Genomic DNA, 18,665 nt, shown 5'->3' on the forward strand with positions numbered 1-18,665 from the left:
GTGCCGTCCGGTCAGTGGAAGGCCAGCGAGGCGGCGCTGACCGTTTCCGTCTTGGGGCACAGGAAGCTGCCGTCGGTCAGATTGGCCGTGAAGGGGCCGCCCGTGTAGTTCCGGGTCGTGCCCTGGCGGGTGTAGGTCACGTCGGTCGCCTTGTAGGAGCAGGTCTGGCCCAGCTCGCTCCCGTTGACGTCGACCTCGGGGGCGGACGCCGTGCCCGCCGTGTCGTCGAAGGTGACCGTCGGGTCGTTGGTCAGGCCGGCCGTGATGCTGCCGGTGCAGGTCGGGTGGACAGTCGTGTGGTCGATCGTCAGGGTGTTGGCCGGCACGTCGCTGGTGGTCGCGTTGGTCCAGGAGCAGCTCGAGTCGCCCACCGTGATGTTGCCGTCGACCTGGCCGGTGGCGGCGTAGGCCGGCACGGCCAGCAGCACGCTGCCGGCCACCGCCGCGATGCCCACGAGCAAGCGGGTCGGATTCATGTGGTCCTCCTACTGCGTCACGCGTCTGCGACGGTTCGCCCGCCGCCGTGCACGCCCTCTCCCCGCGATGCCCAGGAGGTCCGACCCCGACCCTCGAACGTGAAGATGATTCACGACCCGCATGGTCGCACGGATCGCTCAGCTCTCAAATGGATCGTCAAGAGTTAACCGCGCACCACTCGCGTCCGTCACCGGCGCGCGGTAGGCCTGGAACCAGCATCCTGCCCAGTTCGGGCGCTTTGTCATGCATCGGCGGATCAGTACCTTCGAATCCGGCTGGACGGCGTATAGCGCCTGGTGGACGCCTCGCCTTACGGTGTCCTCGCCGTCTCGGGCAGGCCGGGCGGGGGGATGAGGCGGCCTGGCTCGCGCTGCCTCGGGACGACGGGGGAACGCTCGATGCGTGGTGCCGGAAAACGCCGAAGAATCTTCACGGGCTGGCGAAGTCGGTCGATCGTCGCGGCTGGTCTGACCGCCGCCCTGGTGTGCGGCAACGCCCAGATCGTCAACGCGGTGGCGGCCCCCATCCCCGCGCCGCACACGGCGTCGGGCGGCGTCAGCGACTTCGGTCCGGACGCGGCCCGGTCGGGCGACGTCCTGGTGGACGGGTTCGGCGACGGATCGGGCTACCACCTCCAGGTAGCGGCCGAGAAGTCCGGTTTCGCCTGGCGGCAGGTCGCCATCCTCAAGCCCACCGGCCTCGACGACCGGTCGTGGACCGGCTACCAGTGCGTCTCCGGTGACGGCAAGTACGCCGCGGTCGCCGTCCTGCCGATCTCGGCGGTGAACCTGACCGCGGCCCGCGATCACGGGGCCTTCGCCTTCGGTGTGGACCTGGCCAGTGGCAAGGTGACGCCGCTGGCCAGCGGCGTTGCGCTGCAGTACCACTCCCCGGGCTGTGGTGTCGGCGACGAGGCGGCGTTCACCGCGGCCCTCGGCGCCAATGAGGAGAAGACCGATGTGATCACGGTCGACCTGGCCGCCGGCAAGGTGTCACACACCGCGAAGGTCGACGGTCAGCTCACGTCCGTGGTGCCGGCCGAGGCCGGTGTCGTTGGTGTCGTCGGCTCCGCGCTGGTCAGGGTGGGGCCGGAGGGCAAGGCGTCGCGGCTGGCGTCGGTGGGTGGCACGCCGTTCGAGGTCCGGGCCGCCGCCGATGGCGGTGTCGACCTCGTCGACCTGCCGGCCGACCACAACGCGCAGGCCAAGGCCGTACACGAGCACGCCGGCGCGCTGTCCGAGATCGTCCACGGCGACCGCGGCACGCTTCAGGTGTTCCCGGGTCGCGCCGGCCACACGGTGATCGTCGGCGCCGCCACCGGCGCCCGTGCCGACGGCCACGTGCTGGCCGATCCGAAGGGCCTGCCGCACGGCGCCACCGGCGCGTCCCTCGACGGCGACGCCCTGGTCGGGGCGGCGGCCGACGGTACGAAGGACACGCCGTCGCTGCTGTCCACCCGCACCCGGAAGGTCGTCGCCCGAGACCGCGCCACCGCCGGCGGCACGGAATCCGAGGCCGTGGCCCCGTTTCAGCCCGACGGCGTCGCCGCGGAACGGTCCACCCAGGGCTCGGCCGGCCAGCCGCAGCCCAAGGGCGACCGGCCGCTTCCCCCAAGACCTCCCCGAAAGCGGGTGCTACCCCGAACTCCGATTCCGAGGCGACCCAGCTCTGCGTGTCCCGGCACGTGACTAGCGAAACATAGTGGAGGGTCAGAGGCTTTCGCACGTAAGAGTGTTCGACAAGAGGGGCACCATAACCAGGCGTAATTGTTTCTCACCATTCAACGTGGGTGCCAAGTAGCTGCCTTCCGGTTCAGTCGAAGCAGATTGATTCGCACAGGGAGACGTTAAGTTCAGCTTGGACCCCCGCCTCGTAGGTAAAAGATCGTAGAATATGTATTGTAACCCCGTCACCCTATGTTTCAAGGACTGCCTGTGCACGTGCACAAAGGGTGCTAGCTCGGGACGAGAGTACTCCGCCCGCCGGCTTCGCCAACCTGGGCCTGGCGGCGTACGCGCCGAACGACAACTTCCCGAAGATCCCGCTCTCCCACCCCTCCTCGGACGGCTGGGACTCGGTGCCGCGCTCGGTGTTCGAGGCGATCATGGCCCAGGAGTCCAACTGGAACCAGGCCTCGTGGCACGCGCTGCCGGGCATGGCCTCGGACCCGCTGATCGCCGACTACTACGGCGCGGGCGGCGACATCACGTCGATCAACTACGCCGGCGCGGACTGCGGCTACGGCGTCGGCCAGGCCACCACCGGCATGGACGTGGCGTCCACCGGCCAGATCCTCAGCGTCAACGGCCAGACCAAGGTCGCCGTGGACTACCAGGAGAACATCGCCTACGCGCTGCAGATCCTGCAGACCACCTGGAACAAGCTCTACACCGCCGGCATCATCGCCAACGACGGCAACCCGCGCTACCTGGAGAACTGGTACTTCGCGGCGTGGGCCTACAACTCCGGTATCCAGCCGCGCGACGCCTCCTACGGCAACACCACGGGCTGCACGCCCAGCCCGACCTGCACCGGCCCCGACGGCACCTGGGGTCTCGGCTGGGCCAACAACCCGCTCAACCCGGTGTACCCGCCGAACCGGGCGCCGTACCTGAAGCTGACCTACGCCGACGCCGCCCACCCGGCCAGCTGGCCGTACGAGGAGCGGATCACCGGCTGGATGGCGTCGCCGCTGCTGCGGGGCGGCAATCCGGCCTACGCCAAGCCCAGCTACCACGGCGGCAGCAGCTGGCCGCAGCTGCCGGGCTTCTCCACGTTCTGCACGCCGGCGGACAACAAGTGCCAGCCAGGCAGCACCAACCCGACCACGCCGGACGCCGGAGCCTGCACTCTCTCGGACTACGAGTGCTGGTGGCACGCGCCGAAGACGTGGATCTCCAACTGCGCCCAGACCTGCGCGACGGCCGACTACACCGCCAGCGGCGGCCATGAGCCCTCGGTGGCCGACCCGTGGCCACCGTCCTGCCAGGTCGACTTCTCCAAGCTGGGCGGCGGCGGCACGCCGATCATCGTGGACGAGGCCCAGTCCTACCCGGACCTGAACCTGCAGGGCTGCTCGAACCCGAACTGGTCGCAGGGCGGCACCTTCAGCTACAGCTACGGGGCCAACAACAAGGGCGATCCGGTAGGCGCGATCGACACCCACCAGCTCGGCGCCGGCCTCGGCGGGCACTCGCTGTTCACGCACACCGAGACCGGCTCCGACCCGACGCTGATCAACACCGGCTCGTGGACGCCGAACCTCTCCGGCGGGGCCCAGAACTACAAGATCAAGCTGCACATCCCGTCGATCGGCGCCACCGCCACCAACGTGGTGTACAAGATCTATCCCGGCGGCGGCGTCGCGCCGTGGCAGTACCGGGTCAACCAGGACTGGCAGTCCGAGCAGTGGGTCACCATCGCCACCGTCGCGATGCAGCCCGGCGGCTACGTCCAGCTGACCAACGAGTCGCCGGTCACCGGCGGCACCAACGCCATCGACTACTCGAACTTCGACGTCGCCTTCGACGCGGTCGCCTTCATCCCGATGGGCGCGGGCGCGGTGATCGGGGGCCCGCCGACGGTGCTGGACGCCCCGAAGGGCAGCAACCCGGCGTTCGTCAACTGCGGCTGCGTGAGGCGCACGGCCGGCGACCCGGTGGACACCTCCACCGGGTACTTCGGTGACACGTTCACCGACCTGTCGACCAAGGGCCGTCTCCCGTTGACGCTGACTCGGTCCTACGCCGAGTCGATCGCCGATCCTCAGGGCCCCAACGGAAAGCTCGCGGCCGACGGCCCGTTCGGCTACGGCTGGACGTTCAACTACAACTCATTCACCACCACCGACTCCGCCACCGGAAATGTGACGATCACTCAGGAAGATGGCTCCGTTGTCACCTTCCTGCCGCAGGGCGGCGGCTACGTGCCGTCCGCGCCGCGGTACGACGCCACGCTGGTCCGCAACGGCAGCAGTTACACCTATACCCGGCGCGGCACCGACATTTTCACCTACGACGTCGCGACCGGCCGGATGCAGTCGCAGACCGACATCGCCGGCAGCAAGGCCTCGCCGCCGTACGCGCTCAGCTTCGGCTACGACGGCGCCGGGCACCTGGCCACGATCACCGACCCGGCCTCGCGCCGGTACACGCTGACGTGGACCGGAAACCACATCACCGGGCTGTCGGACACCGCCGGCCGTCAGGTCAGCTATGCCTACGACGGCAACGGAAACCTCACCGACGTCTACGGAATCGGCACGACCCGGACGCCGGTGCTCAAGGACGACGATCACATGCAGTACGGCTACCAGGCCGCCACGCATCTGATGACGTCCATGCGCACGCCGAAGAACTTCGGCGTCACGGCGACGCCCGCGCCGATCACGTCGATGACCTACGACGGCAGCGAACGGGTGCTGACGCAGACCGACCCGTTGGGCCACACCACATCCTTCACCTACGGCCCGGACGGCGGGCTGGCGGTGGGGCAGGTGCTGGTCACGGATCCCGCCGGCCATCAGGATCTGCAGAGCTACAGCAACGGCCTGCTGACCAGCGAGACCAAGGGCTACGGCACACCTGACGCCGGAACCTCGACCTATACCTATGATCCGGTGACGCTGGGCATCTCGTCGATCACCGACCCGCTGGGCAATCTGCAGACGTTCGCCTACGACGACCACGGCAACAAGATCAGCGCCTCCGATGCCCGTGGCTTCGCGACGAACTACCAGTACGACGACCACGGCAACCTGATCGCCACCATCACGCCGCAGGGTGTGCGCACCACCAACAACATCGACGAGGCCGGGCACATCGTCCTGCCCGGCGGCGGCGCGAATGCCGGTGGCTTCGCCTACGGCGATCTCACCAGCGTGGTCACCACGCAGCTCGCGCCGTCGAGCGAGATCGTCAACAGCGGCCCGGTCGCGCTGCCTTCGCGCACGGTTTCCTACTACTACGACGATCCGGCGCATCCGTCCGACCGAACGCGCTCGGTGGACGCGGCCGGTAACACCGCGATCGCGACGTACGACGCGTACGGCGAGATGGTCACCGCCGCCAACGCGGCCGGCGACAAGGCGATGATCGGCTACGACACCGCCACCGGTCGGGTCACGTCCACGGTCTCGCCGGAAGGCGTGGCCGCCGGTGTGACACCGGGCTGCACCCCGCCGGCCAAGGGCTGCGTCACCAGTCAGTACGACGCCTTCGGCAATGTCGCGAAGACCGTGGATCCCTTGGGGCACACGGAAACATCGACGTACGACGCCGACGGCGAGAAGCTGACCGACACCGACGGCAACGGCCACACCAGCACGACCACCTACGACGCCATGGGCAACGTCGTCGCGCTGGCGCGGGCCGACGGCACGACCGCCAAGACCGACTTCAACCCCGACGGCACCGTCGCCGACACCATCGACGCCGCCGGCAACAAGACCAGCTACACCTACGACAGCCGGGCCCGGGCCGTCACGCGGGCCAATCCGGACGGGCAGGTGTGGAAGTCCGGGTACGACAAGGCCAGCAACCCGGTCACCACCACCGATCCCGCCGGCCGCACCACCACCGACCGGTTCGACGCGGCCGGTCAGCTCATCGGGACCAGCTACTCTGACGGCGTGACACCGGCGGTGTCCTACGTCCGGAACTCGGTGGGGCAACAGGTCTCGATGACCGACAACACCGGCACGTCGACCTGGACCTACGACGCGTTCGGCGATGTCACCGGCACCACCGACGGATCCGGCGCGGCCCTGGTCTACGGCTACGACCCGGCCGGGCGGCCGACCGGGGTCACCTATCCCGGCGGCGCGGGGCAGAAGGTCACCCGCACCTTCGACGCGGCCAGCCGGCTGACCGGCATCACCGACTGGAACAACAACACCACCAGGTTCGGCTACGGCCACGACGGCCAGCTGCTGACCATCACCTATCCCAACGGAACCACGGTCACCAGCGGCTACGACAACGCCGACGAGGTCGCCTCGTCATCGCTGACCGGGCCGGGCGGCACCGCGCTGGCCGCCCTCGGCTACTCGCGGGACGCCGCCAACCAGCTGACCGCGCAGAACCCGACCGGGCTGCCCGACGGGCCGCAGACCTACGCCTACACCAAGCTGAACCAGCTCTCGTCCGTCACCTCCGGCGGCACGACCAGCTCGTTCAGCACCGACCCGGCGGGCAACCCGACCCTGGTCGGCGGCAGCCAGCAGGCCTTCGACGGCGCCGGGCAGCTCTGCTGGACCGTGGCCACGCCGGTCGCCAACCCCACCTGCGCCTTGGCGCCGACGGGGGCCACCGCCTACACCTACGACGGGCTCGGGAACCGGACCAAGGCCGGCACGGCCAGCACCTACTCCTACGACCAGGCCAACCGGCTGGTCACCGCCACCACGCCGGCCGGCAACGCCGGCTACACCTACAACGGCGCCGGCCTGCGCACCGCCAAGACCGTCGGCAGCACGACGACCCACTTCACGTGGGACGGCGAGAACCTGGTCGGCGACGGCACGAACAGTTATCTGTACGGGCCGGGCGGCCTGCCGATCGAACAGATCGGATCGGCCGGCACCTTCTGGTACTTCCACGACCAGCTGGGCAACACCCGGGCGCTGACCAACGCCGCCGGACAGATCAGCGGCACGTACGCCTACACCCCGTACGGCAAGGTCACCAGCCACACCGGCACCGACACTCCGCTGCAGTACGGCGAGGGCTACGCCGACAACGAGACCGGGTTCGTCTACCTGAAGTCCCGTTACTACGATCCGTCGACCGCGCTGTTCCTCACGGTCGATCCCATGGTCGACAGCACCGGCACGCCGTACGCGTACGCGCTGGGCAATCCGCTCAACGCCAACGACCCGACCGGTCAGTGGAGCGTTTTCGGCGCCATTGTCGGCGGTCTGATCGGGGCGGTGGTCGGTGTCGCGCTGGTCGGCTCGGTCGTGTTGACCGGCGGGCTCGACCTGCCCCTGGTCGCCGGGGCGTTCGCGGTGGGGGCCACCACCATCGTCGGCTACTTCGCCGGCGGCACGCTGTCCGTGCCGTCACCGATGTCGATGCCCAAGATCCGCATTCCCACCGGCACCAAGGACGAGCCGACACCGCAGAACCAGCCGACCGAGGGGCCGACCGCGGTCCCGCGCCCGCCGACGCCGCGTAATGACGACGACGAGATGGTGCCGATCTTCAAGGCGCCCCAGCGCGGCATGGGCGAGTGCATCGACAAGCACGGTTTCCAGGCGTCCCAGTTCCAGATGGACGGCGGCGACGACAGCGCCTACTTCAGCCGGGACCGCTCGGTGGCCGAGAAATGGGCCAAGATCTACGGCGAGGGCTACTTCGAGGTGCTGATCCCCAAGCGGGACTGGGACGCGAAATGGAAGCAGTACGAGCGTGGCTACGATGGGTGGTCGACCCAGGTCGTCATTCCCGCGGCCAAGGTGTCGCAGTTGAACGCCTATTACCGGCACTGGTGGAGGTGAGCATGAGTCAGCCCAGGCATCGTGACCCGAACTGGGACATGCACCGGCCGGGCGCGGTCGAACTGGTCGCCCTGCCGGTGGGGGAGGTGGTGCGCGGCGAGGTGGTGTGCCACCACCCGTTCGGTCTGGGCCTGTACCTGCCCGACCACGACACCTACGGCAACGTCAACGCCACCGAGGTGGAGGGGGAGGACGTGCACGGCCCGGAGGACTTCCCGGCGATCGGCAGCGCCGTCACGGCGCGGGTGCTCGGCCTCAACGGGCCTCAGCAACTGGCGCTGAGCCTGCGGAAGTAGGCCTGACGCAGCCGTGCTCCTGGTCGAGGCCGGGGGCACGGCTGCTGGTTGCAGTGGAGGCATGGGCGACGGGCCGCGGGACTGGGAGACGCATCGGCCGGCGGTGTTCGGTGCGGCGTACCGGATTCTGGGCAGCGTGGCGGATGCCGAGGATGTCACGCAGGACGTGTGGCTGCGGGCGGACGGCGCGGATCTGCGGGGATCGTCCTGATCCACGGGTGCGCCTACGACCATCAGCGTCACCGAGGAACCGCATTCCTGACGGCCGGCAAGTTGCCTGAAACACAGAGACAAGGTCCCGGCCGAGGCCGATGATGTCGCACCAGGGGGGCAGGCACGTCCGTGGCTGTCCTGACCTCGGAAAAGGGACAGCATGAGACGCATCGGCTACTTGGCGCTGGCTGCTGGGCTGGTTGGCGCACTGATCACGGCGGGAGCCGGCCCGGCCGTGTCCGCCGCGACGCCGACCGGGGCGCCGTTCACCCCGATCTCGCCGGTTCGGGTGCTCGACACCCGGGACGGCACCGGCACGGCAGGCGCGACCACGCCCGTCGGACCGGGCTCCACCATCTCCCTCGACCTGTCGGCCCGCGTGCCGGCATCGACGACCGCTGTGGTGCTGAACGTGACCGGCACCGAGCCGACCGCGTCCACGTACGTCACGGTCTTTCCCAGCGGCACGAACCGAACCTCGGCCTCGAACCTGAACCTGGCCGCCGGTGAGACCCGCCCGAACCTGGTGACCGTCGCGCTCGGCGCGGACCGCAAGGTCAACCTGTTCAACTTCCAGGGCACGGTGCATCTCGTCGCCGACCTGACCGGTTACTACGGCACCGACGCGGCCGGCAAGTACATGGCGCTGACCAGCCCGACCCGGGTGCTGGACACCCGCGTCCAGATCGGCCCCAACCCGCCGAACCCGGTCGGGTCTGGTGGGGTCGTGACCGTCGACCTGTCGGACCGGGTGCCGGCGTCGGCCACCGCGGTGACGTTCAACCTCACCGGCACCGACGCGTCCACCGGCACCTTCATCACGGCGTGGCCGGCCGGCACTGCGATGCCGAACACCTCCAACCTGAACCTGACCGGTGGCGCGACCTCGCCGAACCTGGTCACCATCGCGCTCGGGGCGGGCCGGAAGTTCAGCCTGGCCAACCACTTCGGCACGGTTGATCTGGTGGTCGACCTGGCCGGCTTCTACACCCCGGACTACGGCTCGCTCTTCGCCCCGATCACGCCGACCCGCGTGCTGGACACCCGCGACGGCACCGGCGGCGCGACCGGCCCGGTCGGCCCCGGCGGCGAGGTCAACCTGACGCTGGGCGCCAACGTCCCGGCGTCCGCGACCGGCGCGGTGCTGAACCTGACCGGCGCCGAGCCCACGACCGGCACCTACGTCGCCGCCCGGCCGACCGGCCAGGGCCGTGAGGACGGCTCGAACCTGAACCTGACCACCGGGCAGACCGCGGCCAACCTCGTCGCGGTCGGCACCGGCGTCAACAGCTCGGTGACCCTGTACAACGCCAACGGCAACGTGCAGCTGATCGCCGACCTGTCCGGCTACTTCTTCCTGCCGCCCAAGCCGTGCGCCAGCGGTTGCGTCTACGCGTGGGGTAGCAGCTACCTCAACCAGTTGGGCACCGGCGCCGTGGGCGGCTCGGCCACCCCGCTCCCGGTGTACGGCCTGTCCGGCGTGAAGGCGATCTCCGGCTCGCACGCCCTGCTGGCCGACGGCACGGTCTGGTCCTGGGGCTTCAACTACGGCGGCGAGCTGGGCAACGGCTGGTGGGGCGGCGAGTCGCTGATCCCGGTGCCGGCCATCGGCCTCGACCATGTGACGGCGCTGTCCGGCACCGTGGCGCTGAAGTCCGACGGGACGGTGTGGTCGTGGGGATCGGGCGCGCCCTCCGGCGGGCACTACCAGCCGGGACAGGTGCCGGGCCTGTCCGGCGTGAAGGCGGTCGCTTCGGGCCTCGGCGTGTCGTACGCACTGAAGAACGACGGCACCGTCTGGTCGTGGGGCTCCAACGGGTTCGGCGCGCTGGGCACCGGCTCGGACACCCCGCAGTTCGCGGGGACGCCGGTCCAGGTCAGCGGCCTGTCCGACATTCGCGCCATCGAGTCGAGGGGCTACGGCGCGATTGCGCTGAAGAACGACGGCACGGTGTGGACGTGGGGTGACAACCGCCAGGGACAGCTCGGCAACGGCACAGTCGGCGGCGTCGACTCCGGCTGCGAGATGGTCGGCAGCACCGCGCCCAACTGCTACTCCAACCTGCCCGCGCAGGTGAAGGGCATCGGGCCGGCCACGACGGTCGGCATGGACGGCAACAACACCTTCGCCGCGTTGGCCGACGGCAGCACCTGGGGCTGGGGCAGCCAGTACGAGGGCGCCACCGGCACGGGCGTCGACTGCGAGTGCTTCTCCGGCACGCCCAAGACGATGAGCGGCCTGATCAACGTCCAGTCGATCACCGGCATGGGCAACGGCGGCTACGCGCTCGACACCGCCGGCCGGGTCTGGGCCTGGGGCCGGAACTCGGAAGACGAGCTCGGGCCGGTGGACGGCCACCCCGCGCGCTCCGCGGTCCCGCTGCGGCTGAACCAGCCGACCGGGGTCAGCGCGATCTCGGCCGGCGTCGACGTGGGCTACGCCCTGGTGCCGTGACACCGCCTGGCGCCGTGGGCGGTCCACGGCGCCAGGACCTCACATGGTCACGAATGCCGAAACCGTCCGGGCGGCTGGCCGTACTGGCGTTTGAAGGCATGGGCGAAGGCGAACTCCGAGGTGTAGCCGATCTGGCGGGCCACAGTGGACAGTGGCGTGTCGGAACCGCGCAGGAGCCCGGCGGCCAGGGTCAGCCGCCACCAGGTGAGGTAGGTCAACGGGGGCTGGCCGACCAGTGTGGCGAAGCGGCGGGCGAAGGCGGCTCGGGACAAACCCGCGTGGCTGGCCAGTTCGGCGACTGTCCACTGTCGACTCGGCTCGTGGTGGAGAGCGCTGAGCGCCGCACCGACCGCGGGATCACGCAGGGCGGCGACCCAACCGCCGGTGACCTGCTCGTCGAACCACGCACGCAGGACGTGCAGGAGCAGCAGGTCAAGCAGGGCAGGCAGCATCGCACCCGAGCCCGGGCGAACCTGCTCCAGTTCCATGTCGAGCAGGTCCAGCGTCGCGCGCAGCGCCGGATGCCGGCCGGCCCGCGCCGACAGGTGGATCACGTCGGGCAGCTCGCCGAACAGGGGATGGGGGCGCGTCTGGTCCAGCAGGTACGCGCCGCACACCATGATCGTGGCGGTCGACGCGTCGTCGTCATCGGGCCGGACCTCGGCCAGCGACACGGTTGTCTCCACAGTCGGCGTGGAAGGGTCGTCGGTCAGTCCGTGGGCGCTTCCGCGGGGCAGGAACACGACTTCGCCCGGCGCCAGCGCGATCGGGTCGCCGTCGGGCGGGAGCAACCAGCAGCTTCCTTGCAGCACAACGTGAAATCCGGCTCCGGCCACCGGCGGGAACCGCCGGCCGAACGGCGCCGAACGCCGCACCCGGGCCGAGTGCGGGCGGCCGGTGCGCATCGCCATGACCGCGTCGGAGAGCACGTCCACCACGCCAGCGTATCGCCTTGAGCCCCTCAGCGAGACGATCACGCATGAATAGCGGACGTAGAAGCATAGGAAGTCCACCGAAGTCGCCATACCGTCGCTGTGTAGCTCATCTTCCGAACAGGAGACCGACGTGCGCATCGCCGTGTACGGAGCCAGCGGCTACCAGGCCAAACTCGTGCTCACCGAACTGTCCCGCCGGGGCATCGACGCTGTACTCGTCGGCCGCGACGCCGAGCGCCTGCGCCGGGCCGCGACGGAGGTCGGCCTCGCCGCGAGCCCGCGGCGAGTCGCCGACCGCACCACCCTGACGCACAGCTTCGCCGGGTGCGATGCGGTGATCAACTGCGCCGGACCGTTCACCGCCTCCGGACAAGCCGTGGTGCGGGCCGCGATCGACGCCGGCTGCCACTACGTCGACACCGCGGGCGAGCAGCTCTACCTCAAGACGATCTTCGACACCCTCGCCGGCGAGGCCGAACGCCGTGGCGTCACCGTCGTCCCGGCGGTCAATGATGGCTGCCTGCCCGGAGATCTGGTCGCGCACCTGATCGCCGACCGACTCACGTCGATCGACCAGATCACCGTCAGCCACGTCATCGTCGGCGGCGGACCGTCCCGGGGATCGCTGCGTTCCGCGCTGCACACCCTCGACGCGCTCACCACCGGCGGCCTCACCTACGACAACGGCGCGTGGCACAGCGGTCTGCCGGCCCGGAACACATCCATCGTCCTTCCCGGCGCGTCAGAACCGACCGAGATGGCCAAGTTTCCGCTCCCCGAAGTCGTGACGATCCCACGGCATGTGCGGGTCGGCCACGTCGAGGGCCTGGCCGAGGCGGCACTCGTCGCTCGGCTGAGCACGTCCGTACCTCCGGAGCTCATCGACACCCTGCCGGAAGGTCCCACTCCGGAAGCCCGTCTCTCCCAACGGTTCACGTACGTCTTCGACGCCACCACACCCGATGGCCGCGGCCTCCGGGGGCTGGTGCAAGGAGTCGACACCTACGGCACCACCGCGACGATCGCCGTCGAAGCCGCCCGTCGACTTATCGCCGATGACGCAAAGCCCGGCGTGCTGGCCCCGGCGCAGGCCTTCGAGGCTGCTGACTTCCTGTCCGCTGTCGGCCTGAGCTGGAGCATCAGCCCGAGGCCGTCGCCACCGTCGGATCGGCCTTGCTGAAGTCCATGTCCTTGGCGTGAAGGCATTTCTCTGGTCACGGGTGAGCGGCGTCCGCTTCGCGGCCAACGTGCCGTCCGTGCCCATGATCGCCTCCGCCTCGATTGGTGCACGCACTGTGTACGTCTTGTATGCAGGATGTCCACCGGAGGCCGCGGGCGGCCACCCGGGTGACAGCGGGCCGATCGAGGTAACCCCGGTCCGGTGTGCGCCGAGGATGGGGGCAGGACGTCCGGAGGTGCAGTCGAGTTGGCCGACACCCGCTTGAAGGCGATCACCATCGGCGTTCGCCACCATCACGGGCTGGCGGCGCTCGACTTCGCGGCCGAGCTGGTCACCCAGGTGGCCACCGCGCTGCGGAAGGTCGACTACGAGGTCACCGAGATAGCGGCGGACACCCTCGACGCCGAGCAGCTCGGCGCGCGGATCCAGGCGGCGCTCAAGGCCTGCACGGCCGACGACCTGCTGATCGTGCACGTGCTCAGCCACGGCGAGCTCGGCGACGGCGACAGCACCGTCTACGTGCTGGGCTCGGACGGGATCAAGAACCCGGTGCTCGACGTCGACCAATGGCTCAAGAACCTCCAGCTCGGCGGCCCGCGCACGCTGTTCCTGCTCGACTTGTGCTGCGCCGGGACCGCCGCGCGGCTGCCGTGGCAGCAGCGCCTCGACTCCGAGCGGACCCGAGGCTGGGTCGTCGCCGCGTGCCAGCGTGACCAGGCGGCCTACGACGGCCGGTTCAGCCAGGCGCTGGTCGCGGTGCTCAACGGCCTGCGGGACAACGAGTTCGACGTCGATCCGACGGTCTCGCACGTCCCGCTCACGACGATCGCCCGCGCCCTGCGACAGGAGGTGAACCGCCTGACCGTCGAGGCCGACTCGTACGGGCAGACGGTCACCGCCAGCCTCCAGGACATCAGCTCCGACCCGGACCTGCCGTTCTTCCGCAACTTCGGGCACGCGGACAACGAGCACACCAGGATGCGCACCGGCCTGCACCCCGCGCTCCGGCCGTTCCTCGACGAGCTGGACGAGGGACTGGACGCCCGGCACTTCCTGGACCGGGCGGCCGGTGTCGGCCGGCTGACCGACCAGCTGCCCGGCCAGTTGATCGGCTGCTTCAGTGGGCGCAAGGCGCAGCTGATCGAGCTGTCGGGGTGGATGGACCGGCCCGAGGTCGGCGGCCTGTGCGTGGTCATCGGCAGTCCCGGGGTCGGCAAGTCCGCGCTGCTGGGCATCATGGTCTGCGCCGGGCACAAGGTCCTGCGCCGGCCGACCCGTCCGATCTGGAACGAGGTCGAACGCGCGCCGTACCAGGTGGATCGGCTGGCCGCCGTGCACGCCCGGCAGCGCAGGGTGCCGGCGATCGTGCGTGTCCATTAATCACTGGCCAGCCGTTACAGACCGCCTTTTTCCGGCACGATTCCCCGGATAGTTGGCATCCATACAGTGGGCCTTTAGCGTCTACCGTGGGAGGCCCTAAATCGGACGGTGGTCGCGTCCTTGAAGAAGCGGACATCCTTTAAGGGTATCGGGATTTTCTACCATGTCCTTCCCGCTCCATGGGAACTGACTCTAGAACACCGTCATGGTCACGAACCCTGGGGGAATGTCGTGTGCACCCGACAGGCGTATTCGGCAGTTGGAAGCAGGATCCGGAGAGTGCATCACATAGGTTTTGTGATAGATCCGCATGTTCCAACAATGTAAAGTCCGAAGATATGCTACGATTTCGAGCGCAGACAATTACCTCGTCGTCGACCTGGACGTGGTGAAGGAGGAGGTGCTGGAGGAGGATCTGCACAAGTACGTCAACACGTTGCTGCGGACCATCCCGAGCTACAAACGCCCGTGGCGGCGTCACCGGGGCCTTCGCCAGTGAGGTCGCCAACACCTTGGCGTACGAGCGAACCGGCGACTGGGGCCCGTTCCTGGTGGCCGGCCTGTACACCCGGCACCTGGTCGCCACCAACCCCGACGCCGGGGCGCTCACCTCCGAGGCCGCCGCCGCCCTCGGCGCGGCCGTGCCTCACACCCTGCCCGACGTGCTGGACGTGGACCTTGCCGAGAGCTCCGACCAGCCGTACGTCCGGCCCGTGCTGGCCGCCCTGGCCCATGCCCGGGACCAGGGCATGCCGATCACCGTGCTGGCCCGGGTCGCCGCCGGCTTCTCCCGTGGGCCACGTCCTTCGTTGGCGGATGTGCGAAACGCGCTCATCGAGGCCAAGTTCTACGTCCGCCAGTCCACCGACACCGACCGGACCACGGTCTACCGGCTGTTCCACCAGGGCCTGGTCGATCACCTGCGCGAGGAAGCCGACCTGTTCGACGCGTTGCTGGAGCCGTTGGGACCGGCCGACAACCGCGACTGGGCCGCCGCCGAGCCGTACGTGCTGCGCCATGTGTTGACCGAGGCTGGCCGTCGCAGCGGTGAAGTCCTCAGCGATCCCGGCTTCCTGCTGCTGCCCGGCGCCATTGAGCGCATCGCGACCGCACCCGGCGAGAACGACCGCCTGATCGACCTGCTGCGCGCCCTGGGTTCGAATCCCACGCCGGAGGCGCTCGCGATGGCCGCCGCGCGAGCAGGGGCAGGAACATTGGCCCGCCACGCGGCGAAAAGCCTGCCGTGGCAACCACTGTGGACCCTGCGTGAACTGGTTGAGTGGCGGCCGCAGCGGACCGTGCACGTGCAGCATTCCACGCTGCGGTCCATCGCGGTGTGCGACGACGGCATCACCGTCCTTTGCTGCCGCGAAGACCTCACTGTCGCTCGGTGGGACGTGACCAAGGCTCGCGTGACGGCCATGACGACCGCAGTCGCCACCGCCGATTACGTCGCAGTCTCTGCCGACGGTATGCGAATAGCGGTCGCGAGCAGGTACCTCGGTGATGTCGAGGTCTTTCCTGAGGGCGTGACGGTCGACCAGAACATGGGCATCACCGCGCTGTTCGTGGAACCGGACGGCAGGAGGATCGTTGTTCTGCGCCCGGACGGGTCCGGCCGTGTGTGGGAGAGTCACGATACGGTCCAGACCTTCGACACCGGGTTGGCGGCGGCACGGTGCTGGGCCGTGGCCTGGGGCGTCGAACCGATCCTGTTCGCGGGTGTCGGCGCGGGCATGTACCGCAGGGATCTCGACGCAAAAGGCAGCGCGGAAATGCTGTACCACCAGCTCGACGATGTCGTGGAGCATATTGCCGTTTCAACGGACGGCCTGACGGCCGCTGGTTTGAGCCGAAGCGGGCAGATACACGTCGTCCGGGACTGGCGACTCAGCTGGCGACGGAGCGCGCAGAAGCAGAACTGGCCAACGGCGCTCGCGCTGAGCGCCGATGGCGAGTGGGTCGTGATCGGCGGCGCATCGGGCGTGGTGACGCTGTACGGCACCAGGTCTGAGGCGCCTGTCGCCGACCTGCCGGCCCACCAGGCATCGGTCTCGTGCATCGCGATCAGCAGCGACGGCGCCACCGTCGCCTCGGGCGCCGAGGACGGCTCGATGAGTGTGTGGTGGCCGAGGGAACACCAACCTGTCGGGTGCGAGCCGCGGCCCGTGACGGCATGCCACGTCGTGCCCACCGCGTGGCGGCCGGATCGATGGACGTTCATCGTCGCCTCCGACGGGGTGATCACGCGCCATGGGTGGTCGTTCGAGCCGCCGCCGATGCTGCTGGCCGGGGACGCCGGAGGTCGGCTCGGCCTGTTCGACCTGGTGACCGGATGGTCCGACTGGTCGTCGGAAGACGGCGACGGCGTCGAGGAGATCGTCGCCCAGGATGTTGGCGGCCGAACGTTCGCCCGGGTGTTCCGGCAGGATGACGAGAGCAGCGCCTGGGATCCGCTCACCCGGACGACCGTGCCGACCTCTGCTTGGGCGGGATTCGGCGACCAGGCACAGCTCTTCGCGCTTGAGCGAACGCTGTCGATCGGCGAGTCGGTGTACGAGGTATGCGCCGAGCCGGAGGGACAGGTCGTGCTCAACAACCTCGTGAACTCCGCCGATTCGATCACGCTGCCGGGGTCGCATGCCGGCAAGGTGATCAGGGCGCGGGCCGGCACGCTGCGCGGCCGGCCGGCGGTCTGCACGGGCGGAGAGGACGGGACCGTGCGGTTCTGGCTGGTGGACAAGATCGGGCCGCCGCAGGTGATCGCGGTGCCGGGGCCGGTGTTCGGCCTGGACTTCACCGACGACGGCTACTTGGTGGTCGGCGCCGGTCGTGAAGTGATCACGTTCCAGCACAACGGGGATTGGACGTCATGAGCGTCGTGGGCGTGCACGGCATCAACAACTACCGGTCGGGGCGCATCGCCGCGGACCTGAACGTGGTGTGGGGCGAGGCGCTGGGCCGGCCCGTCCAGGTCGCCTACTACTCACCGCATCTGCGGCGCGGGACGGGGCAGGGGGTGGACGACCCGGCAACCTTGGAGCCAGGGGAGCAGGAAATGCTGCTGGCCTGGGTCGATCAACTCCTGCCGGCCGGGACCGTGCCGCAGGGACCGCACACCGTGCGAGTCCGGCAGGCGGCGGACTGGCTGACCCGCAAGTACGGCGACACCGCGCGGCGGCTGGCGATGGTGTTCTGTCGCGAGGTGCACACCTATCTGTCCACTGTGGACTCGCCGCGCCGCAAGGCCGTTCGGGCCACGGTCGCCGAGACCATAGCCGAGGCCCGGCCCCGTGTCGTGGTGGCCCATTCCCTCGGCAGCGTCGTCACGTACGAGACGTTCTGGCACCACCCCGAGCTGTCCGTGGACCTGCTCGTCACGATCGGCAGCCCGCTCGCCATGCCCGGCGTGGTCCTCGACCGCCTGGACCCCGGCCGCCACGCCCGCCCGCCGGGCGTGCGCCGCTGGGTCAACCTGGCCGACGTCGGCGACATCATCGCCGTGCCCCGCGGCGGCCTCGGCCGCGCCTTCGCCGGCGTCGAGGACACCCCCGACCTCACCATCGGCGAGTTCGCCTTCCACGGCGTCGAGGCCTACCTCCAGCGACCGGAGGTCCGCGCCCTCTGCGGTTAGGACGGCCCCGCCGGCTGCCATCTGAACCGGCGGGGCCTCGGGGCGGTGATCTCTAGAAATCAACGTCCCGCCGCTGACGTACCACGCCGGTGATCAGCTAAACGTCGGGCCGCGGGCCGGAGTGGGTATCATGCGCGGTCGGGTGCGTTGAGCAGGCAGCGACCACGACAGGAAGTCTTTGGCGAACGCCAGGGTCGAGGTCACCTGCTCGGCCGGGCTCGACGCGAGGAGATCACGCGATGACCGACGACGTGCCGCTGCGGGCCGATCAGCTGGCGGAGATCGCCGAGTCGCTGGAGGCGTTGACCTCCGTGCTGGTGTCGACCACGCACAAGGAGACGATCCTGCAGGCGGTGGCCGAGCAGGTGGTCGGGGTCGTGCCGGGCGCGGACATGGCCAGCATCACCATCCTGGGCGAGGCCGGGCCGTACACCAGCGCCTCGACCGACCCGCGGGCGTGGCAGATCGACGACGCCCAGTACGCCGAGGACGACGGCCCCTGCCTGCGGGCCGCCCGGACCGGCCAGCTGGTGCGGATCGAGGTGCCCTACCCTTACAGGCTGTGGCCGACCTTCGCCCGCGTGTCCGGGGAGCTGG

General features: G+C 69.5%; 11 protein-coding genes and 1 pseudogene. 10 read left to right on the plus strand and 2 right to left on the minus strand.

Annotated features, from left to right (window positions below):
• Positions 1–11: 11 nt before the first annotated feature.
• Positions 12–476, minus strand: a complete 465-nt coding sequence (locus KUTG_RS46350) for a hypothetical protein (RefSeq protein WP_043726288.1) — start codon at positions 474–476, stop codon at positions 12–14.
• A gap of 399 nt (positions 477–875) precedes the next feature.
• On the opposite strand from KUTG_RS46350, the gene KUTG_RS46355 reads away from it, so the two are divergent.
• The 5 genes from KUTG_RS46355 to KUTG_RS54855 all read left to right on the plus strand — a co-directional run bounded on the left by KUTG_RS46355 (position 876) and on the right by KUTG_RS54855 (position 10,939).
• Positions 876–2,165: a hypothetical protein gene (locus KUTG_RS46355; protein WP_157495273.1), complete on the plus strand. Its 1,290-nt coding sequence runs from the start codon at positions 876–878 to the stop codon at positions 2,163–2,165.
• Positions 2,166–2,428: 263 nt separating this feature from the next.
• Entirely contained in the window at positions 2,429–7,975 is a 5,547-nt protein-coding gene (locus KUTG_RS46360; protein WP_052396228.1) for an RHS repeat-associated core domain-containing protein, read from the plus strand.
• 2 nt (positions 7,976–7,977) lie between these two features.
• Entirely contained in the window at positions 7,978–8,271 is a 294-nt protein-coding gene (locus tag KUTG_RS46365) for a hypothetical protein (RefSeq protein WP_043726292.1), read from the plus strand.
• A 61-nt stretch (positions 8,272–8,332) separates the two neighbouring features.
• The gene (locus tag KUTG_RS57395; protein WP_369794597.1) at positions 8,333–8,482 is read left to right on the plus strand and encodes a sigma factor; all 150 of its coding nucleotides are present in this window, start codon (positions 8,333–8,335) and stop codon (positions 8,480–8,482) included.
• 162 nt (positions 8,483–8,644) lie between these two features.
• Entirely contained in the window at positions 8,645–10,939 is a 2,295-nt protein-coding gene (locus tag KUTG_RS54855) for an RCC1 domain-containing protein (protein WP_157495274.1), read from the plus strand.
• A gap of 47 nt (positions 10,940–10,986) precedes the next feature.
• Here KUTG_RS54855 and KUTG_RS46380 read toward each other — a convergent pair whose 3' ends face one another.
• Positions 10,987–11,874 (minus strand): AraC family transcriptional regulator, encoded by an 888-nt coding sequence (locus KUTG_RS46380; protein ID WP_043733090.1) that lies wholly within the window; start codon positions 11,872–11,874, stop codon positions 10,987–10,989.
• 130 nt (positions 11,875–12,004) lie between these two features.
• On the opposite strand from KUTG_RS46380, the gene KUTG_RS46385 reads away from it, so the two are divergent.
• The 5 genes and pseudogenes from KUTG_RS46385 to KUTG_RS62515 form a co-directional block, all read left to right on the plus strand.
• Complete coding sequence (locus KUTG_RS46385; protein WP_052396230.1) at positions 12,005–13,054, plus strand: saccharopine dehydrogenase family protein; 1,050 nt, start codon at positions 12,005–12,007, stop codon at positions 13,052–13,054.
• Positions 13,055–13,300: 246 nt separating this feature from the next.
• The gene (locus KUTG_RS46390; RefSeq protein WP_043726293.1) at positions 13,301–14,434 is read left to right on the plus strand and encodes a caspase family protein; all 1,134 of its coding nucleotides are present in this window, start codon (positions 13,301–13,303) and stop codon (positions 14,432–14,434) included.
• A 512-nt stretch (positions 14,435–14,946) separates the two neighbouring features.
• Positions 14,947–17,310 carry a WD40 repeat domain-containing protein gene (locus KUTG_RS46395; protein ID WP_043726295.1) on the plus strand — a complete coding sequence of 788 codons (2,364 nt, stop codon included), beginning with the start codon at positions 14,947–14,949 and terminating at the stop codon, positions 17,308–17,310.
• Positions 17,307–18,068, plus strand: coding sequence for a hypothetical protein (locus KUTG_RS46400; protein ID WP_052396231.1), 762 nt, complete (start codon positions 17,307–17,309; stop codon positions 18,066–18,068). Before KUTG_RS46395 ends, KUTG_RS46400 begins: the two co-directional genes overlap by 4 nt.
• Before the next feature lie 239 nt (positions 18,069–18,307).
• Positions 18,308–18,665: pseudogene (locus KUTG_RS62515) on the plus strand (transcriptional regulator); the annotation flags it as partial.

The sequence above is a fragment of the Kutzneria sp. 744 genome, assembly GCF_000568255.1.
Taxonomy (GTDB): Bacteria; Actinomycetota; Actinomycetes; order Mycobacteriales; family Pseudonocardiaceae; genus Kutzneria.

Coding starts and splice junctions, on each gene's coding strand:
- KUTG_RS46350 (WP_043726288.1), bottom strand. CDS start 476: ATGAATCCGACCCGCTTGCTCGTGGGCATCGCGGCGGTGGCCGGCAGC.
- KUTG_RS46355 (WP_157495273.1), top strand. CDS start 876: ATGCGTGGTGCCGGAAAACGCCGAAGAATCTTCACGGGCTGGCGAAGT.
- KUTG_RS46365 (WP_043726292.1), top strand. CDS start 7,978: ATGAGTCAGCCCAGGCATCGTGACCCGAACTGGGACATGCACCGGCCG.
- KUTG_RS57395 (WP_369794597.1), top strand. CDS start 8,333: ATGGGCGACGGGCCGCGGGACTGGGAGACGCATCGGCCGGCGGTGTTC.
- KUTG_RS54855 (WP_157495274.1), top strand. CDS start 8,645: ATGAGACGCATCGGCTACTTGGCGCTGGCTGCTGGGCTGGTTGGCGCA.
- KUTG_RS46400 (WP_052396231.1), top strand. CDS start 17,307: ATGAGCGTCGTGGGCGTGCACGGCATCAACAACTACCGGTCGGGGCGC.